This window comes from Spirosoma sp. KUDC1026, from assembly GCF_013375035.1.
GTDB lineage: Bacteria > Bacteroidota > Bacteroidia > Cytophagales > Spirosomataceae > Spirosoma.
On sequence record NZ_CP056032.1, the window covers coordinates 4,405,221 to 4,428,721 of the forward strand.

Annotated in this window: 23 protein-coding genes; 10 read left to right on the forward strand and 13 right to left on the reverse strand. The window is 50.6% G+C overall.

Translation table 11 applies throughout. The features are described from left to right. Positions 1-81 precede the first annotated feature (81 nt). The 4 genes from HU175_RS18405 to HU175_RS18420 all read left to right on the forward strand — a co-directional run bounded on the left by HU175_RS18405 (position 82) and on the right by HU175_RS18420 (position 3,983). The gene (locus HU175_RS18405; protein WP_228724202.1) at positions 82-1,116 is read left to right on the forward strand and encodes an SGNH/GDSL hydrolase family protein; all 1,035 of its coding nucleotides are present in this window, start codon (positions 82-84) and stop codon (positions 1,114-1,116) included. A 265-nt stretch (positions 1,117-1,381) separates the two neighbouring features. Continuing rightward, positions 1,382-1,945, forward strand: coding sequence for a hypothetical protein (locus HU175_RS18410; RefSeq protein WP_176567976.1), 564 nt, complete (start codon positions 1,382-1,384; stop codon positions 1,943-1,945). A gap of 833 nt (positions 1,946-2,778) precedes the next feature. Then, a complete protein-coding gene (locus tag HU175_RS18415; RefSeq protein WP_176566244.1) occupies positions 2,779-3,090 on the forward strand; it encodes a transposase in 312 nt (103 codons plus the stop codon). A 5-nt stretch (positions 3,091-3,095) separates the two neighbouring features. After that, entirely contained in the window at positions 3,096-3,983 is an 888-nt protein-coding gene (locus HU175_RS18420) for an IS3 family transposase (protein ID WP_176566243.1), read from the forward strand. Positions 3,984-4,011: 28 nt separating this feature from the next. Here the strand turns inward: HU175_RS18420 and HU175_RS18425 are convergent, their stop codons facing one another. The 8 genes from HU175_RS18425 to HU175_RS18460 all read right to left on the reverse strand — a co-directional run bounded on the left by HU175_RS18425 (position 4,012) and on the right by HU175_RS18460 (position 8,736). Next, complete coding sequence (locus tag HU175_RS18425; RefSeq protein ID WP_176567977.1) at positions 4,012-4,416, reverse strand: hypothetical protein; 405 nt, start codon at positions 4,414-4,416, stop codon at positions 4,012-4,014. Between the two features lie 219 nt (positions 4,417-4,635). Further along, positions 4,636-5,238 (reverse strand): MarR family winged helix-turn-helix transcriptional regulator, encoded by a 603-nt coding sequence (locus HU175_RS18430; protein WP_176567978.1) that lies wholly within the window; start codon positions 5,236-5,238, stop codon positions 4,636-4,638. Continuing rightward, positions 5,239-5,502, reverse strand: coding sequence for a hypothetical protein (locus HU175_RS18435; RefSeq protein WP_176567979.1), 264 nt, complete (start codon positions 5,500-5,502; stop codon positions 5,239-5,241). Next, positions 5,499-5,741, reverse strand: coding sequence for a hexameric tyrosine-coordinated heme protein (locus HU175_RS18440; RefSeq protein WP_176567980.1), 243 nt, complete (start codon positions 5,739-5,741; stop codon positions 5,499-5,501). Before HU175_RS18440 ends, HU175_RS18435 begins: the two co-directional genes overlap by 4 nt. Before the next feature lie 26 nt (positions 5,742-5,767). Next, positions 5,768-6,532, reverse strand: coding sequence for a hypothetical protein (locus HU175_RS18445; protein WP_176567981.1), 765 nt, complete (start codon positions 6,530-6,532; stop codon positions 5,768-5,770). A gap of 74 nt (positions 6,533-6,606) precedes the next feature. Then, positions 6,607-6,867, reverse strand: a complete 261-nt coding sequence (locus HU175_RS18450) for a DUF2024 family protein (RefSeq protein ID WP_176567982.1) — start codon at positions 6,865-6,867, stop codon at positions 6,607-6,609. Positions 6,868-6,922: 55 nt separating this feature from the next. Next, positions 6,923-7,153: a hypothetical protein gene (locus HU175_RS18455; protein WP_176567983.1), complete on the reverse strand. Its 231-nt coding sequence runs from the start codon at positions 7,151-7,153 to the stop codon at positions 6,923-6,925. 380 nt (positions 7,154-7,533) lie between these two features. Beyond that, the gene (locus tag HU175_RS18460) at positions 7,534-8,736 is read right to left on the reverse strand and encodes an alginate O-acetyltransferase AlgX-related protein (RefSeq protein WP_176567984.1); all 1,203 of its coding nucleotides are present in this window, start codon (positions 8,734-8,736) and stop codon (positions 7,534-7,536) included. A 361-nt stretch (positions 8,737-9,097) separates the two neighbouring features. Here HU175_RS18460 and HU175_RS18465 point away from each other — a divergent pair, with 361 nt between their 5' ends. Continuing rightward, positions 9,098-10,141: an SGNH/GDSL hydrolase family protein gene (locus tag HU175_RS18465; protein WP_228724203.1), complete on the forward strand. Its 1,044-nt coding sequence runs from the start codon at positions 9,098-9,100 to the stop codon at positions 10,139-10,141. A gap of 44 nt (positions 10,142-10,185) precedes the next feature. Here the strand turns inward: HU175_RS18465 and HU175_RS18470 are convergent, their stop codons facing one another. The 3 genes from HU175_RS18470 to HU175_RS18480 form a co-directional block, all read right to left on the reverse strand. Then, a complete protein-coding gene (locus tag HU175_RS18470) occupies positions 10,186-11,565 on the reverse strand; it encodes a DUF4403 family protein (protein WP_176567985.1) in 1,380 nt (459 codons plus the stop codon). 112 nt (positions 11,566-11,677) lie between these two features. Next, positions 11,678-12,967 (reverse strand): MFS transporter, encoded by a 1,290-nt coding sequence (locus tag HU175_RS18475; RefSeq protein ID WP_176567986.1) that lies wholly within the window; start codon positions 12,965-12,967, stop codon positions 11,678-11,680. A gap of 175 nt (positions 12,968-13,142) precedes the next feature. Beyond that, positions 13,143-13,637, reverse strand: coding sequence for a hypothetical protein (locus HU175_RS18480; RefSeq protein ID WP_176567987.1), 495 nt, complete (start codon positions 13,635-13,637; stop codon positions 13,143-13,145). A 427-nt stretch (positions 13,638-14,064) separates the two neighbouring features. Here HU175_RS18480 and HU175_RS18485 point away from each other — a divergent pair, with 427 nt between their 5' ends. The 3 genes from HU175_RS18485 (at position 14,065) to HU175_RS18495 (ending at position 18,306) form a co-directional block, all read left to right on the forward strand. Then, positions 14,065-16,542 (forward strand): DUF11 domain-containing protein, encoded by a 2,478-nt coding sequence (locus tag HU175_RS18485; protein ID WP_228724204.1) that lies wholly within the window; start codon positions 14,065-14,067, stop codon positions 16,540-16,542. Positions 16,543-16,675: 133 nt separating this feature from the next. Beyond that, positions 16,676-17,428, forward strand: a complete 753-nt coding sequence (locus tag HU175_RS18490) for a peptidase (RefSeq protein WP_176567988.1) — start codon at positions 16,676-16,678, stop codon at positions 17,426-17,428. A gap of 47 nt (positions 17,429-17,475) precedes the next feature. After that, complete coding sequence (locus HU175_RS18495) at positions 17,476-18,306, forward strand: transglutaminase domain-containing protein (protein ID WP_176567989.1); 831 nt, start codon at positions 17,476-17,478, stop codon at positions 18,304-18,306. A gap of 103 nt (positions 18,307-18,409) precedes the next feature. On the opposite strand, the gene HU175_RS18500 is transcribed toward HU175_RS18495, so the two are convergent. After that, entirely contained in the window at positions 18,410-19,270 is an 861-nt protein-coding gene (locus tag HU175_RS18500; protein ID WP_228724205.1) for a fatty acid desaturase, read from the reverse strand. Positions 19,271-19,622: 352 nt separating this feature from the next. On the opposite strand from HU175_RS18500, the gene glmM reads away from it, so the two are divergent. Together glmM and HU175_RS18510 are read left to right on the forward strand one after the other, a co-directional pair. Then, the gene (glmM, locus tag HU175_RS18505; RefSeq protein WP_176567991.1) at positions 19,623-21,047 is read left to right on the forward strand and encodes a phosphoglucosamine mutase; all 1,425 of its coding nucleotides are present in this window, start codon (positions 19,623-19,625) and stop codon (positions 21,045-21,047) included. Positions 21,048-21,331: 284 nt separating this feature from the next. After that, positions 21,332-21,718, forward strand: coding sequence for a YtxH domain-containing protein (locus HU175_RS18510; RefSeq protein ID WP_176567992.1), 387 nt, complete (start codon positions 21,332-21,334; stop codon positions 21,716-21,718). A gap of 228 nt (positions 21,719-21,946) precedes the next feature. Here the strand turns inward: HU175_RS18510 and guaA are convergent, their stop codons facing one another. Further along, positions 21,947-23,479, reverse strand: a complete 1,533-nt coding sequence (gene guaA, locus HU175_RS18515) for a glutamine-hydrolyzing GMP synthase (protein ID WP_176567993.1) — start codon at positions 23,477-23,479, stop codon at positions 21,947-21,949. Positions 23,480-23,501: the final 22 nt, after the last annotated feature.

The following is a 23,501-nucleotide window of genomic DNA, read 5'->3' on the forward strand; positions in this document are numbered from 1 at the left end:
TACGTTATCAAACCAGGTTTACCAGATTGATAGTACTGGCACGTTTTTGGCGAATTCGTTTAACAGAAAATCATTAATTCAGTGAATAAAATCATCACTATTCATCAGATAAAGCAGGGGGTTGCATCCTGTCTGGGAACGGGGATAGCGGTTGCGCTTCTGGCTATCCAAACGCAGGCCCAAACCCCGGCAGCAAGCCAGGCAGCCTGTGTTCAGATTACGGTAACGGCTGTAACCGACTCCCCCACTACGCCAACCAACCCGGCTACGCCCGCCGATCAGGGAACATCGGCGCTGCCTGTTCCCGTATTCAGTCAGTCTACAGGTTCGGTAGCCTTTGGTGCGTCGGTTAATCTGACGGCGTCTGCCCTGCCTGCTGGTGCAGTCGTAGAATATTCAGCCGATAATGGAACGACCTGGACAGCAGGAACGCAGCTTTCTGTCACGAACAAAGTTGACCTGCTGGGCCGCACCCGCCAGAACCAGCAGACCTCCGCTACAACCAAAGCAAGTCTGACGCCTTATTATCAGCGAATGCTGGTTATTGGGAACAGCATCATGAGCCACGGCGCGGCTCCTGACCTCGGCTGGTTTAACACAAACGGAATGGCGGCCTCAGCACCAGAGAAAGATTTTGTCCACCTGCTGGATGCTCAGCTAAAGACCCTCTACCCCCAGGCTACGTATCGGATGCAGTCAGGGGGTGGGTTCGAGCGCGATTTCGGCAAATCAACGTACAACATTGATGAATTCAACGCCATACTTCAGCAGTTCAAACCCGATCTGATAATCCTGCGTATCGGCGAGAACGTCGACGAAGAGAACGCCGTTAGCCGGAACTACGAAGGCCAGTTACGGACGCTGCTAACCAAACTGGCGACCTATGGCCAGCCGGTGAAAATAATTGCGACGACCAGCGTCTGGTCCCGCGCCCTGGCGGATTCGATCATGCGCAAAGTTGTCAGCGAAAAAGGATATCCGCTGGTAGAATTGAACAGTATGATTGGTCAGGGGCAGTACTTTGCCAGCCAATACGCCAATCCAGGTGTAGCAGCTCACCCCAACGACGCGGGTATGCAGCGGATTGCCGACCTGATTATGGAGAAAATCAAATAAGTAAGTACGGTCCGGATTGAGGGCAATTGCCCTCTAAATAGTTTATTTACGTAACGAAAAGGGGGCGCCGGAGTTATTTCGGCGCCCCTTGCATTTGTGACCGCGTCTCACCAATAGCTAACAGCATATCCATGCACTCGATACTGTCGAATACTTCCTTCTATAGGACTGGGGTCTAACTACGTTTTGTCAATTATATGCAGAAGTTCTCATAGATTGAGCTTACGATTTTCATAAAACAGACTTTTCCTTACGCATGATAAAGATGATAGCTCTTGTCTCAGCTTGTATCATCTGCTTTAATCTGCAAGCTCAGCAGCGAATGACGATAGATTTGGAGCCTTCTTTTGATGCGCCCGCGTCAATCGAGATTCAAGTCAAACAGCACCGATCAGTCCAAATAGTTTTCAAACAGATGGGAACTCTCAAACCTGATGAGTCGGCATTTTCATGGGTGCAGGATACAATTACTATTGTACACCCGCGCAGGCTTGGAAGATACTTTCAGCAATTCGCCTTTTCCGATACGATACGCCTTGAGGCCCAGTCCTCAACCAACCTACTCAAAGCGTTTACCGAAGTGTATGTTAACCGAGATGAATTATCAAGATTGAAGGATGACAGGCTAATGATCGATGGCATGCCTTGCTTAATCATAATTCCGGTTAGTAAACAGAATCAATACACAATAGCCTTTCGACCACCTGCTTTAACAAAAACCCAGACCTTAGACCGATTGATTAGAGAGATTTTGGCAGCATTGAAAATAGAGTCAACTAACCCCGCCACTGTAAATTATTGTATGATAATTGGCGGCTACTTGAAATAGGATGTTCTTAACATACTGCCATTTATACAATTACTTCCTGTACAGAAGACAAACAATTACAAAGCATATAAAAAACGTGAGTATGCTTCCTGCAAACACTTTATGGCGAGCATGTATTTTCCTTTTTCTTTCTTCGCTTGAATGGTCAAAAGGAAGCTTTAAAATACGGGGATGTATAAACAGCCTATATAAGGTTAGATAAACGCCAAAAGTAGCCAATAATGACTCTATTACACTAGGTTTGAATGCACCGTATAGTTTGACCCGGGTGGCTATTAATAGTAGCAGTAGACCCATGTAATAGAGAAAAAATACAGCTATCATTCGTAGCCTGAGGCTGCTCTTAGCAACTTCTTCTGTTTCATACTTGAGAGCATGATAATATGTACCCTGATAGATGTCGTTGAGGAGCTTAGTCAAATTAATACAGCTTTGAAGTTCGTATTGGGTCATAAAGACACTCTCTAGAGAACACTCCCAAAACGATAGCTTACCGAAAGACGAGTACTACGATATCCAAAAAAGAAAGGATACGCCTTTTCTTCGTAAACGATATGGCGATGCAGACTAGCAAAGCTTGCTTCACGAGCCAGTGTAAGCCCCCATCGTTTCAACCATAGAGTAGTCCCGTAGCAATAACTCCAAGATAGTGGTTTTAAACTCTGATCGATGATTTGAGCCGTCCAACTAAAGCGGGGGTCGTAATCACCTGTGTACTTGTACTTATTTAAAGTAGGTAACATTCCTATATATCCCTCTAGACGTATGTCTTAACCCCCTGAATGACTGGACAAAATTGTAAAAACAGTTTAGTCCTTTTACATTCAGATACCATGAGCAAATTAAGGCGGAGTTTTACTCCCGATGACCGCTATTCTATCGTCCAGGAAGCCATTCGTGACGGCCATGCCGAGACTTGTCGAAAATACAATCTATCTCCTTCGCTGCTGCGCAAGTGGAAATTGAAGTATTTGAGTAAAGGCAAAGAAGGCCTCAAAGATTCTTACGCACGCGTCGATCCCCAGCTTCGAGTGCTCGAAGAAGAAAATGAACGCCTGAAGCGGATTGTAGCAAAACAAGCTTTGGAACTGGAGATCAAAAGTGAGCTACTAAAAAAAACTCCTATTCACTCCAGGAGAAGCTAGCACTCATGAAACAGTTTGAAAATCAAGTAAGTCGTACCCTGTTATGCCAGTGGCTTAGTGTACCTCGGAGCGTGTTTTACTACCAACCACAATCAGGTAGACCTGGAGCACGCCCCAGCCAGGTAACCATGAAACGGGATGGATCGTGGGTAGACAACCAACTGGTCGTGGTCAGTATTCGGCAACTGCTGGATGTTGAGTTCAATGCCCTTGGCTACGAATACATCACCCACGAGTTGAAAAAAGAATACTTAATCAATAAGAAAAAGGTGTATCGACTCATGCAAGAGCATAATTTACTTCTGGGCAAAGTGATCCGACCGATGGGCAAGCGGGAATTTGTTAAATTCAGACGAATCGAAGCGACCAAGCCCTTGGAATACCTGTGCTGGGATATCAAATACGTCTGGGTAGAAGGGGAACGGCGGAATTACTATCTGTTGAGCGTCATTGATGTGTATAGCCGCAAAATTCTGGATTGGCTATTCCAAGGCAGTATTCGTCAAATCGACTTAATCAATCTTTTTCGACGAATCAACCGGAATCATGAACTGAAGGGCGTCATTTTGCGCAATGATAATGGCAGTCAATTCATTGCTCACTCGGTACGTAACTTTTTGAAAAGCTCCGAAATCAAGCAGGAATTCACTCATGTGGCCACCCCTGAAGAGAACTCGTACATTGAAGCTTTTCACAGCATTCTAGAACATGATGTGATCGAGCGCAATGTATTTGACAGCTATTATGAGGCCAAAGAAATGTTAGGGCGTTATTTTTTCCATTACAACAATCACCGTCTTCATCGTTCGATTGGTTTTGTAACACCTCAGCAGAAATGGGAGGAAGCACAGGTAATTTACGACACAACCTTTTCAGAAAATTTGTCCAGCTAATAGGGGGCTAAGACAACGTATTTTCGAATTAATTTGACCGCCTACACCAGCTAAGACTGGCACATCCTAAGACTGGCACATCGAGATGATACAAATAGTTACCAGCATAGCTGACATCAATATCATCCTCGGTAGTCGGTAAGTTAGGCTGAGTATCAATATATTGTACACCCGTTTCTTGCCCTGAGTGGCGAATCCCAATCTGAAAGAACAAGGGGCTCTTGGTCACCAGTCGAACGTAGACTCCTACCGTATAGCCAGTTGCTCCTAAATTACTTGCAACAGGTGTTCGAACCGAAAGAAGATAGCGTTCAACTTGAGCACTGCCGAAATTTCTGTATTTATGTAAGCCTGCTTCAACACTGAATTGTAGTGATTGAGCGCAACTTTGGCTAATTATAAAGAACAATAGATAGCAGGTTAGATACTTCATACATTATAAAATTAGCACTTCTTTATCCATGGAATAACAATCAGTCTGTAGAGTTATCTACAACTATAGATAGTAGCGTTATATAAGTGGCAACATGTTAAGAGAGCCCCAAACTCTCGGAATTGATTGATAGCTACTGCCCCTAAAAAGCATCTTACGAAACGCCCGTTCTGAGCGACGAATCAAGCACTTATCACGAATCGCCCGAGTGGTTACGTTTCACAAAGCAGCATGTTCCGGGCAATCCAGCCGGAGCAAATCGGCTTCTAGTGGTATTTTCAGTAAGCCACAGTAATGAATCTGACCATCATATCGGTAGTGCAGACAGGTCTTGCACATTCGTTGCACCGTAATCAGACCGCGTTGATGTAGCCCGTAAATGAGCGCAAACAAGCTTTCGTACAGCAAGGTCTTATGCTCACCGTTCAACTGCCCGACCAACTGGCTCAACACGCCCGCAAAACCACTCGTCTGATCGACAACTTGTTGCCCCGCTGGAGTCAATTGTAAGCTGTGGCTACGGCTGTCGGTGGGATCGACGATCCGCGCGACCAGTTCTTTCTGAGCCAGCACCTTCACGGCATCACTAATGGTCGGCTTGGTTAGGTTGAATTCGGCGGCCAAATACCCGATCTTGCATTTGGCCGGGTCGTGAAAGGCCAGAAAAAGAAGGATTTGAATCTGAATCGGACTTAGGCCGGTTTCGCGGCTCTGCTGCCAGAGTAGTATTCGGAACACTTCTCCCAGTCGTTCCAGCCCCGCCACAATCTTGGCATCGATCGAGCTGTTTTGCCGGCCTAAGTCAAATACAGAATCATCCATTTAGCAGTCACAGGTTTCACAGTAAGGCGCGTAGCCTTCATAATGGGGCGAAAATTCTCCTCCAGCGCTAACCAGCTTGGGTAAGGGAATCCGATCCCCCGTTGAGAGAACGACTATCGGGTCATTGCCCTCCATAGTCAGGCTTACAACAAGCGCATTCAGGGTAATCAACTCGTGAAGCTCGGTAAAATATTGGACTTTTACATAGCTCCGCCTTCTCACCAGGTCATCCAGATAGGTGCGATAGTCAATTGAGTCGTTCATTTCGATTGCCAGTAATTATTTGCCGCTGCAATAGTCGCAAACTCAGTAGCGACGGTCTGTCCAATGGCGATCAGCATCATCGCATCATTGGCGTACACGTCCCGGAGTTGACTCCGTTTCTGCTCATCGGGTTGGGTTGCTTTGATGATGAGCCGGGCCATTTTGATCGCCAGTTGCCGACCTTCTTCTGGGGTGGGCGTTAGCAGACTGTTGCTGGGAATCAGGGTGATCGTGTCCATAGCAAAGTGGTAATTAAGGGAGTGAGTTATTTTTTTGCCGTAACGGTATACGGCAAGGTCAACTTGCCCGACAGTACGGTATACACCGCGTACACCCCAAGCGTAGGTTTGGTCGCCGACATGTCGTGATTGGCATGATCGCCCCCCATGTTCATTTCCATATAACAGCTTACCGCATCAAACTTGAAGTTCTTCTGGTTGTTGACCCGATAAGCCGGAACCCCCATGCGGATGACGTTACCCTGCGTCACCACATTGTAACCCGGCGAATCAAAATACATGGGCACACCCGGCGCAGTTTTGGGCAGCGTAACAGCCTTATCCTCTTTTTTGAACTCCTTAACGCTTAAGCCACCCGGTACCCGGCTGTCTTTGGTCAGCACAACCCAGTGCGGGTGCCAGACTACCCCGTCGTTGTCGAAAATGCCGTCGTTGTTTTCGTCCCAAAGCGGGGTGTCGTCCATATCGGGATGCGACGTTAGCCCCATTGCCACAATACCTTCGGTGTTAGAGAAACCCACATCGGTTGGTTTGAGCGTCGTCGGAAATACGTAGGCCAAGACTGGCGCGCCGTTCATGCTACCTACTCCTTTGGGCACCGTACGACCGGCAGCCCCTTCCACTTTCATCTCGAAAATAAGCATGTCCAGCGTGTTGTCGTAGGCAATGCTAGCCGCCTTAATTTTGAAATCAGCGTTGTTATAGGCCGTAGCAGGCTTTTGGGTTTGAGCCGTTACCGCTGAAGCTGTCAGCACAAAGGCGAACAGCGTTGCTTTTAGTGATGTGTACATGGGATAAGTTGATTAGTAAACGAAAACTTTTTAACTGAGGAAAAATGGGGAGTGCCAAGGGGGCTGACGAATAGTCAGCAGCCCTGCATTTCAATGATGTGAAAGCCCTGACTAGTGATATTAGCCTCTATCTCCTGGGTAGCCTGTTCAATATGACAGAAGCGGCATTCTTTGGCGGTCAGGGGTTGCCCAGCCTGGCCTTTTGTTGATAGGTAAGCTTGTCCGTACGCATGGATCGTTACCGGGCTGGATAACGTGGATGGCACGAGAATATCGAAATGCATAACCGCCCCGTCGGTGCGGGTAACGTAGGTATCATAAACAGAAACTTGCATGTTTTGAGGGAGTTAGAGATGATTAAAATTCTTCGCGATAAACGTAAGGATGACTCTACAGTACGGCCGTGAGCGTAACCGCTTTGAACCAAACCGCATGCATACGGGCTACGGTATTAGCATCATGCCTTTTAGCCGCCAGAAAATCCCTCATGATCAGTGTCAGGGGTACGAGGCCGGCCAGGATGTAGCACAAACGAATGATCGGTTCGGCCTTAATAGAGATCGGCGATGTAAGGGGCTGCTGCCCATACATGTACCCTGGTAGTGTGTTTTGATTGCCCATGGTAGAGTCAATTGAAATCTGTCACAAATGTAATTAGGAATCCTAACTAAATTTAAAATAGGTATATCTTCTTTATCGATGAGCGCATTGACGAAATCTATTAGTGGACTTGCAGTAGCATAGTGACGGTTTTTTTAGACTATCTCTTGAGGGTCTTTACCCGTCAACTACTCAAACAGAGTCTTCATATCACTATCGCGTAGAATAGGATGGCCGCATGGCAGATGATTCAAGGCCAGGCTTACGACATCGTTTTCTTCAATTCAATGCGCCAGACCTGGATGGCCATAACCTATTTCAAAGAATATGTAAAGCAGATCTAGGCTATCTCTGGTTTTATCGTTTCAACTTCATGGGGTGCTTCTATTATCAAAATTCCCTTACAGCAGCCCCAACAGGCCAATATTACGCTCAACGATTTCAATCAGAACGATATCAGGATGTTCGGTTTTGGCCAGATTCAGGTCAAATTTATGACTACGTACCATGTACGACTCCCTGAAGTGACCTGCCATGAACTGATCCATAGAGTAGCTGAACGAATCACCGATCAACAGCATTTTGGGTAGTTGAGCAGCACTTTTTCCTTCGCGAATAAAACGTTGCGACGGCAATCCGTAATACTTATCGTTGATTTCAGTATTTCGGGCTTGTAGAAATCCGGCTGGTTTGATTTTATAACTTACCGAGTCGCTTACCTCGCTGTTCAAAGCCAGCATCGTCACCAGATCCCCACCCACACCTTTCTGGGACGTTACGGTATAGTTTGCCAGATCGGGTTTAACCAGGTATGGAAAATCCTGGCGAATACGATCGATGGCGCTCAGCGTAGTCAGCAACGCCCCATAGTCGTTCCAGTGCGTATCGGTCTGGCAGTAGACAACGTGGTCGGATTTGGCATCAACCAGTTCTTTCCGAACGTCGATCACCGGAACCGTTGAGTGCTGCTTCATATACGTCTTGAACCGGTCGAAGTTTGACACCCGCTTTTCTTTGGGGAAATAGTCGGGCAGATTTTCCGGGTAGATGGTGTACGAATCGGGGGCAACCAGTACGTAGAGTTTGCTGCCCTGCCTGCTCAGGCTATCCTGAAGAACGTTCAGGCGCCGGGCAACGGATACCAGTGTGTCCCCGGAAATCGTCAGCAAACCCCGGTGCTGTTCAGCAACCCGGCCCATGCTGTTGCCGGGATAAAACCAGCCGTTCTTCCCCGCGATCACCTTTTCGGGTAAGGGCGACGATGACATGACTTTATATTTCCACTGGCTGTACTGGTAAAACAGCGCGTTTCGCCAGCCAAAATTCTCTTTGTAATACTGGTCGAACTGGACGATAAACGTTTTTACGTGCGGGAAGTCAAACCGGGGAAAGGGAGTCAGGATTCGCTTTTCCGTACTCTTGAATCCCGCGGATAACCCCGCCCACTGATCGATCAGTGGCGCTGTCAGTATCAGAAAAAAACCAGCACTAAGTAAAAACGCTTTCGAACTCCTATGTCCTCTTTTGCCCGATTTCGATTTATGCTCTCTCTCAGGCAATACGTCTTGCACCATCAGGTAAGAATCTTTGCTTCGGTTTGTCACCCAAAGCCTATGAGTAGATACAGGAATCGGTCAGTACATGTACGTAACTATGTAAAACTGATCGACTCTATATGACGTTGAGCAATTATCGTGCTGACGTCGTGTCCTCATCGGATAGTAGTCTTACGTCGGCGGAGAAATAAAGATCGTTGAGTCCTGACAGTAATCTGATACGCTGCTCACCATTCAACGCCTGGAAAGCTGATTCAGCAGCTCAATCAGCACCCGTCTCCGGAGGAAGTATATAGTTTACTGGAATAGAGGGTGTAAAGGTACACTCATAAAAGAAAAATCATATTACTTTCAAATCCTGTATCAGTCGCCGAGACCCGATGCAGGCTGTGCAGGGAGCGGTCGAGTCATGACAAAATCGAGGTACACACAATCTTTTTCATCAGTTGTCGGCTGGTTGCTGGGGTGTCTATGGCTGAGCACGGTTCTGAATGGCTGCGCCGGTGATTATCCAGCTGTCGTGCCACCCGATACCGACCAATCCGCTCCCCCACCCGTCTCAACATCGACCTGCTCCGGCAGTACGACGCCGGGATCTGCATCGATGGTACAGGCGGTTGATACGTTGACCGTGACACCACCCCGCTTTTCGCCGGACGGCGGTAGTTTTTACTTCAGCGTTCCGGTTCAGCTCATTGCGGACTCACTTCCTCCGCAGGCAATCTATGAATACTCCCTCGATAACGGCCAGAGCTGGCAGACGGGCCAGCAGTTTACGGTGATCAGTGGTGGTAAAATCCTGGCTCGTCTACGTATCGGCGACCGGCCTTCCCGGAGCCGGGCTGTTACGTTCAGTCTGTCCTACAAACGGATGCTGGTTATTGGCAATAGCATCATGAGTCACCTCCCCGACCCGTCTGTTGGCTGGTTCAACTCCAACGGCATGGCGGCCTCCGCCCCCGAGAAAGATTTTGTGCACTTGCTCAACACCCGTCTGGCAACGTTATACCCGCCGGTGAGTTACCGGCTTCAGTCGGGCGGAAATTTTGAGCGGGAGTTTGGCAGGTCAACCTACAGTCTTGATGAATTCAGCGAGCCGCTTCAGCAGTTCAAGCCGGATCTGATCGTGTTACGTATCGGCGAGAACATTGACGAAGGAGCTGTCGTGAGCCGAAATTATGAATCTCAGCTCGGTCAGTTGCTGGATCGGTTGGCGAACTACGGTCAGCCCGTCAGGATCGTGGTGACTACCAGCGTCTGGTCACACCCGTTGGCCGATGTGGTCACGCGTCGGGTGGTGGCGGCTAAAGGGCACGCGCTGGTTGATCTGAGCTGTATGGTCGGTCAGGGGCAGTATTTCGCCAGCCAGTACGCCAATCCGGGTGTGGCCGCTCACCCCAATGACGCGGGTATGGAGCGAATTGCGGATTCGATCTGGGATAAAATTCAGTAAAGCGACGTATGGAAACAGACTAAATTCCCGACAAACAGGGTTATTTATAGCTTTTGCACCTGCAGATCGACCTTGGCCTTCACCCGGATCAGGGCCTGAATTCCGTCCGGACGAATGGCAATCCGCTGGGGTACAAACCGGAAATTATTCATTTTCAGATCGGTCGTCTTACCGGGACCTTTCTCGTAAGCTTCGCTGATTTTCGCCGGTAGTTTCGCAATTTCATCGCCGAGGGGAATCTCCAGCCAATCACCTAGCAGTCGCTGAAGCCCGCGGTGAATAATTGATTCTGAAAATTGATTCAATTCATTATCGGTACTGGTATCAAAATCCAGATTCTGGACGATCAGGGTCTTGGTCAGCGTATCGAACGTAGGTCGCCCCCGCAGATACAGTGTTCCATCGACCAGGCCACTTACTTCAGTTTTTACGACCAGATCACGCTGATTGCCGTAGACAGTGGCTTTGTTGATCTTTACCAGTCCCAGCGCCATTTTTTTGGGTTCTTTCAGTGTCTGCGCCAGTATTTGATTGATGGCGGTGTACGGAATCGAACTCACAACTCTAAGATCAGCCAGTTGCGTTATCTGATCGCATTTCTGCAGGGGCGGCAGCGGGGCTTTCGTCACGGTCGGCTTCTCCGTCGCCAGCCTGGTGTCAGTACTGAACGCAATCCGGAGGTGCGTCGTAATCGTTTCCTGGTTTCCACTAATGTCGCTGGCAGCTACGCTCATGGGTCTGGGAATAAGCCAGAGCCCATACTCTTTGCTGATCAATAGCGGATTCTGAATATCCTGCCAGACAGGCAGCACCGTTTTATCCAGCCGCAGGTCTTCGTGGATGGCGTTATCAATCGCCTGTTCAATGGCGGTCTGATACCGTTCCAGTAGATTCTGGACAAGACCGGTTAACGGAATTTCCCGACCAAGCAGCCTTATTTCCGGCTCGATAACCCATTTGTAATCAATAAATTTCACGTGACTGGACAGCCGCCAGTCGGCTGTTACCGACAAAGGGCTCTGGAAATTGACCTGAAGCTCGCAAAATGGTTTTCGGGGGGCATCGTCTTCGCGTCCGAACAGCTTGCCCAGCCATAATTGCAGAGGTGCCGAAAAGCGAATCTGCTGGTTAACGTACTGAATCTGTACTGGCCCCGACCGCTCAACCCGAAACGGGATCAAACCCGGTCCTGCGCCCCCATCAGCCTTCTTGCCAACCAGTACAGGGTCCAGTTCTTTATTTATTTTATTCTGCAGTTCCGACAGTCGGAACGTTAGCGATCCCGCCAGGTACGATGTATCCTGGGGAATAGGTGCGTCAAATCCTTCAGCTTTTGGCGCGGTTGGCTCTACCTGCTGGCATTGCGTTAATACCAGCAAAGCCCCCGCCCCAACTAGTAGAGCGCGTAAACGTAATAACCTCATAGATCGTGAATGGCCGACTGCTGTTGTAACAAGCCGTATTTTCACCAATAACGCGCAGACTTTTCGGGTTGTTCGAGAAAACAACCCCGATACGTACACCCCTACACGCCGGTCAGGCTTCCATCTGCGAATGTTTCTCTGTATCGCGCATCAGGACACTCACAATCAGCGACAGGGCTATGCAGCCGGTCAGGTAAATATAGAACCAGTGCGCATGCCCCAGATTCTTGAATAGTAAGGCGATGTACTCAGCCGTACCGCCAAACAGGGCCACAGCCAGCGCGTACGGAAAACTAACGCCCAGCGAGCGGACATTGGGCGGAAACATTTCGGCTTTGATAATCGCTGAAATAGACGTACTGATACTCAGGATTAATTGCGCAATAATAATCAGCCCCGTTGCCGTCCAGAAATCGGTGGTCCGTTCCAGCAACAGCAGAATCGGGATGCTCGTCAGCACGCCCAGCACCCCGTACAGAATCATCATCCGTTTCCGGCCAATGGCATCGCCCAGAGCTCCTAGCAGGGGTTGTGCCAGCATAAACACGATCAGGGTTATAATTGTGACGGAGGTAGCATCGCCCTTGCTGAAACCGGCCGTATTGACCAGAAATTTCTGCATGTAGGTCGTGAACGTGTAATACGATACCGTCAGCCCGATCGTAAAACCGACTACCAGCAGGGCTTCCCGTTTGTACTTGATCAGTTCGCTAAACGTACCTCGCTGGCTGATGCTGCCATTTTCCTGCGTGAACGAATCCGTTTCGGCCAGGTCCCGGCGCAGGTAGATAGCCGACAGCGCCATCAGTGCCCCCACGCCAAAGGGTATCCGCCAGCCCCAGTCGCTTAGTTGCTCCGGTGTCAGCAGCCAGCGCTGCATGAGCATCAGGATCGCCAGCGCCACCAGCTGCCCCATTGTAGTTGATACGTACTGAAAACTGGAATAGAAACCGCGGTGCTGCGGGGGAGCCATTTCGCTCAGGTACGTAGCGGCCGTTCCGTATTCGCCCCCAATGCTGATTCCCTGAATCATTCGCGCCAGTACCAGAATGGCTGGCGCGGCCAGTCCGATTTTATCGTAACCCGGCACGAGTGTGATCATGAGGGAACCGCCACTCATCAGCAGAACCGACAGTGTCAGCGCGGCTTTCCGCCCCTTTCGATCGGCATAAGACCCCATGATCCAACCGCCAACCGGGCGCATCAGAAACCCGATGGCAAAGATCCCGGCGGTGTTCAGCAACTGGGCCGTTTCGTTTTCTTTGGGAAAGAAGGAACCCGCGAAGTAGAGCGAAAAGATCGAATAAACGTACCAGTCGTACCATTCAACCAGGTTCCCGATAGAACCACCCAGGATGGATTTAAGGCGAAAACGTTGCGTCTGGGGCGGGGGTGCAAGCATGAAGCGGGGCAGTTAACTCTGTTACGGAAGCTGGTCAGGGCCGTAGCGCCTGTCCTGTAGTTTGCGAAGATACTCGCGCTACGGTTCAGCCTCCTATTCCCCGGCCAGATAAATAAAAAAGACCAGATAGCTGCGAGCGTATCTGGTCCTTAAAAATTTTCGGTATGCACAGCTATTAATAAAAGATGCCCCAATCGTCGGGTGCGTCGTTTTCCCGGTCGAAACTGCCTACCCACGCAACGAACAACACCCGGAATTGCTCGATTTCGTCGCGTAGTACGTTCAGGTAAGCGGGCGTAGCCAGTTTTTCGGCTTTGCAGTAAGCCGTCTGTGCCAGCAGCTCCCGGGCGTGCATTTTGATCAGCACCGCGTTCTCCATGCGCAGCGTGTAGAGGTCTCCCCCTTCAGCCCCAACAATTTTGGGAGCCAGCATCATGGCGTTGGCCAGCATCTGCTCGTGCATCATCAGCACATCTTCTTCTTTGTTGATGGTCTCGACAATGGCCTGCGTCAGCTCCATTATTTCGTTGGCCTTACGGAGGATCGGCAAATTTTTAATACGCCGGTTCTCAGCTTCCATTTCAGCCCGGGCTTCTTCGGGATCGTAGTCCTCGTCGAAGCCGTCCCAGTCCATAAAGTTGTCGTCGTCGTCTTCGTCGTCAAAGTTCATTGCAAAACGGGCGAAGGGGTTGCGTATCCTCCGTTGGACAAAGTAAAACAAAGGTTTACCAAAAACAAACCATCGATCGGTAAAACTACTTTTGCGCTATCGACCTGATCATCAGCTACCCTATCGGCCAAGGCGATGAGCGGGTATAACCGCTCGAACAGGTATCTTGTTTATTCTCAGCCTGTCAGCTGACGCGGTTGAACCCTGCCTACATTCCGCTTCATGGCGCTCCCTCCGACCAGCTACTGAGTTCCCCGATCGTTTTGCCTTACTCTCCAAGCGGCTTTTATAAGGAGCTAGGCACACCTGCTACAGGGTCAAATCACCTAACAACGGAGATACTATCGGCAGAAAACAAATAAAATTTCGACAATGCGACTTATCTTGGTATCTATATTGATACTGATTTTTTATGCCAGTTGACTATATGAGTTCACACCTACGTAACCGCATTTTTATTACACTATGGGCCTCCATATGTTGGGGACTTGGGCAGGCGTTTGCGCAACTGGATGTTACATTTCCGGTCGACCGGATGGTTATCCAGCGGAATAACAATGATCAGGCAACAATTCAGATTGTGGGCAGCTACGCACAGGCATTCGACATGGTCGAGGCACGGATCGTAGCCAGAGCCGTCGGACAGGGTACGTCTACCGACTGGTCGCCGGTTCAGACGCTGGCCAATGGACAGTTTCAGGGCCAGATCGTTGCCAGCGGGGGCTGGTACCGGATCGAGGTTCGTGGCAGCCGCAACGGGCAGATTGTAGCCAGCGATGCTGTCGAGCGTTTCGGCGTGGGCGAAGTATTGGCCATTGTGGGCCACTCCAATGCCCAGGGTACTAGTTGCATCGTCGGCGGGACCGACCGCTGCCCCACGATTGATGGGGCCGCCGATGACCGCGTTACGGTTGTTGGTCTGGATCAGAGCACGCCCGAATTCCGGCAGTATGAACTAACTGCGCAGACGCAGTACCTTCCTGGCCTGGCCTTTAGCCAGTTGCTGACCCGTAGCGGTATGTCTCCTTTTGCCAGCATCGCCTGGTTCTGGGGCCGCATGGGCGATCTGCTGGTGCAGCGCATGAACGTCCCGGTGCTGATCTACAACGCCGGTTTTGGCGGCACCAACATGGAACACAACTACAAAGCCGCCTACGATATTCCGTTCGAGCACGGTTTTGTTAATTACAGCATCCGGATGCCCTACGCCAACCTGCGTAACCTGATGAATCTGTACGTAGTGTCGACAGGTATCCGGGCGGTGCTGCTCAATCATGGAGAAAACGACCGGGGCAACGCGACCAGTGACATTCTGATGCATCACTATGGCGTTATTGATAAATCGCGGGCCGAATTCAGCAAACCCGACCTGGCCTGGATTATTGCCCTGTCGTCCTTCGCCAGCGCTCCTTTCGACAACGTTCGGCAGGCCCAGGCGCAGGTAATTGGCCGCGCAGGGTATCGTACGTATCAGGGACCCGACCTCGATCAGATTACGTCGCTTGAAGACCGGCCCGATGGTATCCACTACTCGCCAACGGGTCAGGTGAAAGCCGCCCAACGCTGGGCAGACGCTATTTCAGACAATGTTTTACAGAGCATCACGCCCTACGAAGCGCAGAGTCAACCTCTGGTCAGCATTACCTGCGCAGATGGGCAGCAACTGGCGCTTTCCCAGCCGGATGGCTATAGCTATGCCTGGAATACTGGTAGCGGAGACAAAATCCTCACGGTAGGAGCTGGCTCCTACTCCGCCCGTATCACCGACGGGCAGAAACGGCAGTTTTTTCCGCCATCGGTTACGGTGCCCTCGATGGTTCGGCCGGGAACGCCCACCATCAGCCTTCCCGGTGGTTCTTCGGAAATCTGCCGCACAACGGGGCTGGTGCTCAGTTCCAGCTACGACGGTCCAAACCGCTGGAGTACGGGCGTAACTGCGCCATCCATTACCGTAACGGCTGCGGGGATCTACTCGCTGCAGGCGCAACACCCGGCTTACGGCTGCCTCTCGAACAGCGTATCGAAAATCATTAACCTGGCCACCGCCGATCTGAGTCTCAGGCTGGACGTCAGTCGCCACTCTCTTGTTGTCGGCGATACGGTTCGATTTACCCTGACCGTACGTAATGAAAGTACCTGCGATGCCGCCAGCACAACCGTTCGCAACCGGCTGCCGGCTAACGTAGCGTTCGTGTCATCGACCAACATGAGTCTGGCCGATGGTGCCGTCAGCGGTACCATCGCAGCCGTTCCGGCCGGCGGTACGGTCAGTCTTCAGTACGTGGCCCGACTGACAGCGCCCGGCAATTATCTCAACGCAGCGGAATTGTCGGCCCAGACGAACCTGGACCCCGATAGCCAGCCGAACTCCGGAACAGGCGACGGTCAGGACGATACCGCACAGGCCGATTTACGGACCAGCAGCGACCGGTCAACGTCGGATCTATTTGTCTCGCCCAACCCCAATCAGATCCCCTTAGCCAGTGTCCAGTCTAATCAGCCCGCACCCGACCCCGCCAAAGCCGATCTGAGTCTGATCATGAAAGCGAGCAATCGGATTGTCAAATCCGGCCAGCCCGTTACGTTTACACTAACAGTCAACAACCTGGGCGGGCAAACGGCAACCAACGTCCGGATACAGAACCCGCTGCCCACTGGTCTGGAGTTTGTTGGTGCCAGCGGTATGAATCAGGAGGGTTCAGCCATCAACGCAACCATCGGCCAGATCACGCCAAATCAGTCGGTCAGCGTAACATTCGTGGCCCGGGTTACTGGCCGGGGTACCATCAGTAACGCAGCCCAGATCACTGCGTCCGACCAGCCCGACCCGGATTCTACCCCCGGCAACGGACTGGATAAAGGCGAAGACGACGAAGCCCGAACCGATCTGCGGGTCGTGGAGTAACGCCTTGGTGAGCAAGCTGATTTGCCAGTCCTTCTTTATCTTTTTCTGAAAAGAACCGGCGGGACATCGAACAATACTGGGGGCAACCAGTATATTTGTTGGTAGTACAACCTGCTATTCTTACTTGCCAAGGATGACATATTGTTTAGGAATCAAGGTCGCAGAGGGCCTGGTTGCCATCGCGGATACGCGACTTACATCGGGTTCAGAAGTTTCGTCGAACCGTAAGATTTCCGTTCACGAAGTCGAAAATCATTCGCTGTTTATCATGACATCCGGGCTTCGCTCGGTACGCGATAAAGCCATTACGTACTTTAAGGAAGTACTGGCCGAACAGGACCGCTCCTTCAACAAACTCTATAAAGCCGTCAACGCCTTTGGTGAACAGGTCAAGCGCGTGGCAATGGAAGACAAGACATCCCTCATCGCTAATGGTTTGAATTTTAACCTCAACGCTATTGTGGGCGGTCAGCTGGAAGATGACGAAGAGCATAAGCTCTATATGCTCTATCCGGAAGGAAACTGGGTTGAGGTTGATCATGGATCACCCTTCAAAATCATTGGTAACTCGGGCTACGGCAAACCTCTGCTGTTCCGGAATCTGGCCTACGACACCAGCCTGCAGGATGCCCTGAAAATCGGCTTTCTGGCATTCGACGCGACACGGGTCAGCGCCAATGATGTAGACTATCCCCTGGATGTTGTCGTCTATCCGAAAGACAGCTTTCACATGACCGAATACCGGCTCGAAAAAGAGGATATGGACAAAGTTTCGCAGCAGTGGAGCGCTTTGCTGAGCAATTCGGTGCAAAAATTACCATCGTCGTGGATGGATCCCATTTTCGATAAAGTCAAGGCAGTTCGTTACCAAAGTCAGGGCAACTAGTCAACTTAGTACGCCAGACACCTACGGGGTTTTCCGGTTCACTCACTATGCACTTACACGTTCGGCACACTTCCGAGTATTCCTACGATTATCCGGTTGCGCTCGGGCCGCAGACGTTGTATCTGTATCCCCGCGCGTATCCGTATCAGCGATTGGTACGGTATCAGCTGACGATTGACCCAAAACCGTCGCGTATTGTTAAGAATATCGACGTTGAAGGCAACGTACAGCAGCTCGTTTATTTCAATCACCCGACGCATCACCTGCACGTAACGGCCGAGATTGAACTCCAGTCCGACGAGTTCAACTCCTTCGATTTTGTGCTTTTTCCCTTCGAAACACAGTGGGTTCCCTTTCGCTATCCGGCTCAGATCGAAAGTCTGTTGCAACCCTATCTGGAGCGGGTGGGCGTAACGGAACGGGTCGAAACCTGGGCCCGGCACATTGCCGCCAAAGCAAATTGGCAAACAACCAGTTTTTTGATGGAGCTGAACCAGACCATCCGGCAGTTTCAGTATGAAGTCAGGGAAGTAGGAGCGCCGTTTGCTCCCGAACAGACCCTTACCCTACAACGGGGTTCCTGCCGGGATTACACGACGCTGTTCATGGCAGCCTGCCGCAGTCTGGGTATTGCCGCCCGTTTCGTCAGCGGTTACCTGTTCGGTAATCCACAGCAGGAACACCAGCTGCATGCCTGGGCCGAAGTTTACCTGCCCGGCGCGGGCTGGCGGGGCTTCGACCCAACGGAAGGTACTGTTGTCGTGAACCGGCATATTTTTCTGACGTCGACCGCCCAGCCTGAACTGGCTGCCCCGATCAGCGGCACCTTTGTTGGACAGGCAAACTCCACACTACGGGCCGAACTCGTCTTTGAATAACCGGCTGATCAGTAGCAATCTACATAATAAACGCGGGGATGATTCAGAAAATCATCCCCGCGTTTATTATGTAGCCTATTGTCGGTACAGGACGAAACAGTTATTACCTGTCCGTCGAATTGACGTATTTTTTGAGGAAGTCACTTTTGCTGTCCCGGTACGACGAGACCATGCCAAGTTTATAGAGACCAAAAATATACATCCACGCAAAGTCTATCTGAAACCGCAGGAAACCCGCCCGGGCGCTGCTGGGATAAAGATGGTGATTGTTGTGCCATTCGCCGGAAAAAATGCCCGGTCGCGTCTGATTCAACGAAAGGTTACGGCGATCAAAATCAACGCCTTCTACATGCTTTTCTTCCCCCTTGCCATGTCCCGTATAATTAAAGGCACGTACCAGAACAAACCAGAACAGAGCACCCGTAAATAGCGCACACGCCAGACCCGGTCCGCCAATCAGGAAAAAGACGGTAAACCAGAACGACCAGTTTAGTAGCCATAACCCGACTGTATAATAAGGTGATGCAACAGACCCCCATTTCAAATACGATGCGTAGTTATTGATCTGCACGCCCGTATGGCTTAAGAAGCCTGCCGTCTTTCTGTACTCGTCCTCGGTCAGGTCTTTGGCAATACTCTGGTGATTCACGTCCGACAACATGCAGTACATAAATCCACCTCTGGCATTATACGGGTCGCCCGGCTCATCCGATTTAGCATGGTGGACGTGGTGAGAAACTACGTAAATCTCCTCCGGAAACGTTTTCAGCACCAGGTTCTGGGTAATGAACCGCCATATCGGATGACTGAACGTATAGGCTTTATGCGTACTGTAGCGATGAAACCAGATGGTTGCGTGGGTACTCATCACCATGATGCTATACACGAATGCAACCGCAAACAGCGGAAATGTAAAGTATTTAAAAAAGGCCAGGGCAGCGAATGGCAATAGACAAAGGGCCATCAACCAGCTTATTCCTGAAACCCAGTTCTTCCGAGTGCTGAATATATTTATTCGTGAAAAAGCTTCTCGGAAAAGTTGCCTGGTTGTAGGAATGATCAATTCCCCTTGCTCATTACTCCAGCCGTAGGACGGTTTCTGGAGAACTCGGTCAATAAATGCCATCAAAAAAGTGTACGTTCATTAGTTGAACGTATATTCGGAGATATCCGTATAGAATAAAGAGCAGGTATTTTCGGTATATAGTTTTCGACCGGCTTATCCCTTCAAATAATAGCCTTGTTCCGACTGGCTGAGAAGCCCGAACTCCGACTATCTTTGCACCAGATACGATTATTCATTAGTAAACCATAACGTGGCATTAATAAAGTCAATTTCCGGCATTCGTGGAACGATTGGGGGGCTCAGCGGAGATGGGCTAACACCTGTGGACATCATTAAATTTACGGCTGCCTTTGGCCAATGGCTACGTCAGCGTCAACCCAATCAGGCAACGGTCGTTATTGGCCGCGACGGGCGTCTGTCGGGCGACATGGTTTCCCGGCTCGTGGTTGGTACCCTGCAGGGACTGGGTCTGGACATCCTCGATCTGGGCCTGTCCACCACGCCAACCGTCGAACTGGCCGTAGTAGGCGAGCAGGCAGCCGGTGGTATAATCCTGACGGCCAGCCATAACCCCATCCAATGGAATGCGCTGAAATTACTGAACGAAAACGGCGAATTTATTTCGGCGCAGGACGGTGAGAAGGTACTGGCCATCGCCGAAGCAATGGGTGACCCAACCGCCAGTGCCAACCTGGCCGTTTCCTTTGCGGATGTGCGGAAGCTGGGAAAATACCGGTTCGACGATACGTGGCTGCAAAAACATATCGATCAGATTCTGGCTCTGCCTCTGGTCGATAAAGACGCCATCGCCAGCCGGAATTTCCGGGTGGTAGTCGATGCCATTAACTCAACGGGGGGCCTGGCCGTCCCGATGCTGTTAAATGCGCTGGGGGTCGAGCAGATCACCAAACTCCACTGCGATCCAACGGGCAACTTTGCCCACAACCCCGAACCGCTGCCCGAAAACCTGCGCGACATCATCAAGGAGATGGAAAAAGGACAGGCCGATCTGGGTATTGTTGTTGATCCGGATGTAGATCGGCTCGCACTGATCTGCGAAGACGGTTCGCCTTTTGGTGAAGAATACACCCTGGTCGCTGTGGCAGACTACGTCCTGAAAAGCGGCAATATCGGGAACACTGTTTCCAATCTGTCGAGTACCGTAGCCCTACGCGACGTAACGCAGAAGTACGGCGCCCAGCACTTTGCGTCGGCTGTTGGCGAAGTCAACGTTGTTGAGATGATGCGCGAAAAAGACGCCGTTATTGGGGGCGAAGGCAACGGAGGGATCATTTACCCGGACCTGCACTATGGACGCGATGCGCTGGTCGGTATTGCGCTCTTTCTGAGCCATCTGGCTAAATCGGGTAAATCAGCTTCCATATTACGCCGGACTTACCCGAATTATTACATCTCAAAAAACAAGATCGAGCTGACACCCAATATCGACGTTGACGCCGTGCTGAGCCGCATCCAGTCGAAGTACTCGCGTAATCCAACCAGCACGGTTGATGGGGTCAAGATCGAGTTCGATAAAGAGTGGGTTCATCTGCGAAAATCAAATACAGAACCCATCATCCGGATTTATTCCGAATCCAATACGCTGGCCACCGCCGACTACCTGGCCGAGAAAATTATTAGCGATATTAAAGAAGTCATCGCCGAGAAACGCTAGTTCATGGTATTCATCCCAAAGCGAACGGCCCACCAGTGTTGGTGGGCCGTTCGCTTTAGAGGGGAGTTCATCTTGCTTTATATACCCTTATCAAACTTGAGACAATTGGGTAACTCGGGGGCAGATTACCCAGCATTGTAGACACACTTCCTCAATTCAACACCGCACACAAAATTGGCATTAGTAATTAACTACCTATTGTTCAGTCGATTAATTCTCATAAACAAGGCTGGCATGTTTTTTACAAAAGGAAAGGCATAACTCAACACTATAAAAACACTATCATGGCAAGTTTCATCAGAGGTGTCGTAGCAGGTCTGGTTATTGGTTATCTGACGGCACCACGCAGTGGTAAAGAGACCCGCGAAAAACTGGTAAGTGACGCAAACGATCTGAAAAACCAATGGGACGAAGGCGTCGCAGAGCTACAGGATCAGTTCAATCAACTCTTGGGTCAGGCAGAACAGAAAGTTGACGACGTAAAAGCGAAGGCTTACGAGGCAAAAGGAAAAGCAGAAGGCAAACTGGATCAGTACAAAAACGAAGCAAAATCGGCCTACGAGACTGACAAATCGAAAGCAAAAACGGATTACAACAATACAGTGGACAACGTAGCTGACGCGACGAAAAGCGGCATCAACCAAGCCGACCAAGCGCTGAAGTTCAACTAGTGCCCCGTACGGACTGTCAATTGCACAATCCATACAAATTCAGAGTACCTATATCAACGTTATGAAACAGCGACCAGTCTGACTGGTAGCACTTGAAAATGGTCTATTGAAGACCGCTACCGGGTTTCGATCTGGTTTACTACAAATATCCAAATACGACGAGGGCGACCCTGACTGGGGCGCCCTCGTCGTATTTGGATGTTATGCTATGTTATGCTTCCCGTGGGCTTATTCCCACTCGATGGTAGCCGGTGGTTTCGACGATATATCGTACACAACTCGGTTAACACCTTTTACGCGGTTGATAATTTCGTTCGATACGTCGGCTAGAAATTCGTACGGCAGGTGCGCCCAATCGGCGGTCATACCATCAACGCTCGTTACAGCCCGTAGCGCCACCACCCGTTCGTACGTACGCTCGTCACCCATGACGCCAACCGACTGCACGGGCAGCAGCATAGCACCCGCCTGCCAGACTTTGTCGTAAAGTCCTTCACGCTTCAGGCCGTCGATGAACAACGCATCAACCTGTTGTAGAATATCAACTTTCTCAGGCGTTACATCACCCAGAATCCGGATGGCCAGGCCAGGACCTGGAAATGGGTGGCGCCCCAGAATGGCTTCGGGCAGCCCCATCGTCCGACCAACGGCACGAACTTCGTCTTTGAACAGCGTATTGAGGGGCTCCACAACTTTCAGTTTCATGAAGTCAGGCAGACCACCTACGTTGTGGTGCGATTTGATCGTTGCCGACGGTCCTTTTACCGATACCGATTCGATAACGTCGGGATAAATTGTTCCCTGACCTAGCCAGGAAACATCCTCAACCAGATGCGCTTCCTGATCGAATACGTCGATGAAGGTTTTGCCGATAGCTTTCCGTTTCGCTTCGGGATCTGTCAGCCCGGCCAGGGCGGTGTAGAACTGATCTTTGGCATCAACGCCTTTTACGTTCAGACCCAGCGTTTCGTACGATTCCAGAACGCCCGAAAACTCGTCTTTCCGCAATACGCCGTTATCAACGAATATGCAGTACAGATTCTTACCGATTGCCTGGTGAATCAGCATAGCCGCTACGGATGAATCAACACCACCCGACAGACCCAATACCACTTTATCGTCGCCGATCTTTTCTTTCAGTTGGGCTACGGTCGTTTCGACGAACGACTCGGCCGTCCAGTCCTGCGCACAGCCGCAGATGTCGACCACGAAGTTCTGCAGCAAGGCTTTGCCCTGCAGGGAGTGAGTCACCTCGGGGTGGAACTGAATGCCGTAAGTCTGCTCACCCGCGACCTGGAAAGCCGCTACCCGAACGGTATCCGTCGACGCAATGATTTCGAAATTGTCAGGAACGCTCGTAATCGTGTCAGCGTGCGACATCCAGACCTGCGAGTGCTGGTCAATGCCTTTCATCAGTGGGCTTTCGCTGTTGACCGTACCCAGCTTTGCCCGGCCGTATTCACGAATGGCGGATGCTTTTACCTCGCCCCCACTGGTATGCGCCAGCAATTGCGCCCCGTAGCACACGCCCAGAACCGGTAGTTTGTGACGGAACTCGGCCAGATGCACTTCAGGAGCATCAGCATCACGGACGGAAGATGGGCTACCAGACAGGATAATGCCTTTGACGTCGGCGCTGATAGTTGGGAGGTGATTATAGGGATGGATTTCGCAGTAAACGTTCAGTTCGCGTACCCGGCGGGCAATCAGTTGCGTGTACTGCGAACCAAAATCCAGAATCAGAATTTGTTCGGTGGCCATGAATTGGTCTCTAAAATGCAAA

Excerpts from the sequence above, each read along its gene's own strand:
- HU175_RS18425 (WP_176567977.1), bottom strand. The coding sequence starts at position 4,416 with ATGAAGTATCTAACCTGCTATCTATTGTTCTTTATAATTAGCCAAAGT.
- HU175_RS18495 (WP_176567989.1), top strand. The coding sequence starts at position 17,476 with ATGCACTTACACGTTCGGCACACTTCCGAGTATTCCTACGATTATCCG.
- HU175_RS18500 (WP_228724205.1), bottom strand. The coding sequence starts at position 19,270 with ATGGCCCTTTGTCTATTGCCATTCGCTGCCCTGGCCTTTTTTAAATAC.
- HU175_RS18430 (WP_176567978.1), bottom strand. The coding sequence starts at position 5,238 with ATGGATGATTCTGTATTTGACTTAGGCCGGCAAAACAGCTCGATCGAT.
- HU175_RS18475 (WP_176567986.1), bottom strand. The coding sequence starts at position 12,967 with ATGCTTGCACCCCCGCCCCAGACGCAACGTTTTCGCCTTAAATCCATC.
- HU175_RS18420 (WP_176566243.1), top strand. The coding sequence starts at position 3,096 with ATGAAACAGTTTGAAAATCAAGTAAGTCGTACCCTGTTATGCCAGTGG.
- HU175_RS18435 (WP_176567979.1), bottom strand. The coding sequence starts at position 5,502 with ATGAACGACTCAATTGACTATCGCACCTATCTGGATGACCTGGTGAGA.
- HU175_RS18490 (WP_176567988.1), top strand. The coding sequence starts at position 16,676 with ATGACATATTGTTTAGGAATCAAGGTCGCAGAGGGCCTGGTTGCCATC.
- HU175_RS18465 (WP_228724203.1), top strand. The coding sequence starts at position 9,098 with ATGACAAAATCGAGGTACACACAATCTTTTTCATCAGTTGTCGGCTGG.
- HU175_RS18410 (WP_176567976.1), top strand. The coding sequence starts at position 1,382 with ATGATAGCTCTTGTCTCAGCTTGTATCATCTGCTTTAATCTGCAAGCT.
- HU175_RS18510 (WP_176567992.1), top strand. The coding sequence starts at position 21,332 with ATGGCAAGTTTCATCAGAGGTGTCGTAGCAGGTCTGGTTATTGGTTAT.
- HU175_RS18455 (WP_176567983.1), bottom strand. The coding sequence starts at position 7,153 with ATGGGCAATCAAAACACACTACCAGGGTACATGTATGGGCAGCAGCCC.
- HU175_RS18440 (WP_176567980.1), bottom strand. The coding sequence starts at position 5,741 with ATGGACACGATCACCCTGATTCCCAGCAACAGTCTGCTAACGCCCACC.
- HU175_RS18445 (WP_176567981.1), bottom strand. The coding sequence starts at position 6,532 with ATGTACACATCACTAAAAGCAACGCTGTTCGCCTTTGTGCTGACAGCT.
- HU175_RS18485 (WP_228724204.1), top strand. The coding sequence starts at position 14,065 with ATGAGTTCACACCTACGTAACCGCATTTTTATTACACTATGGGCCTCC.
- guaA (WP_176567993.1), bottom strand. The coding sequence starts at position 23,479 with ATGGCCACCGAACAAATTCTGATTCTGGATTTTGGTTCGCAGTACACG.
- HU175_RS18480 (WP_176567987.1), bottom strand. The coding sequence starts at position 13,637 with ATGAACTTTGACGACGAAGACGACGACGACAACTTTATGGACTGGGAC.
- HU175_RS18415 (WP_176566244.1), top strand. The coding sequence starts at position 2,779 with ATGAGCAAATTAAGGCGGAGTTTTACTCCCGATGACCGCTATTCTATC.
- HU175_RS18450 (WP_176567982.1), bottom strand. The coding sequence starts at position 6,867 with ATGCAAGTTTCTGTTTATGATACCTACGTTACCCGCACCGACGGGGCG.
- HU175_RS18470 (WP_176567985.1), bottom strand. The coding sequence starts at position 11,565 with ATGAGGTTATTACGTTTACGCGCTCTACTAGTTGGGGCGGGGGCTTTG.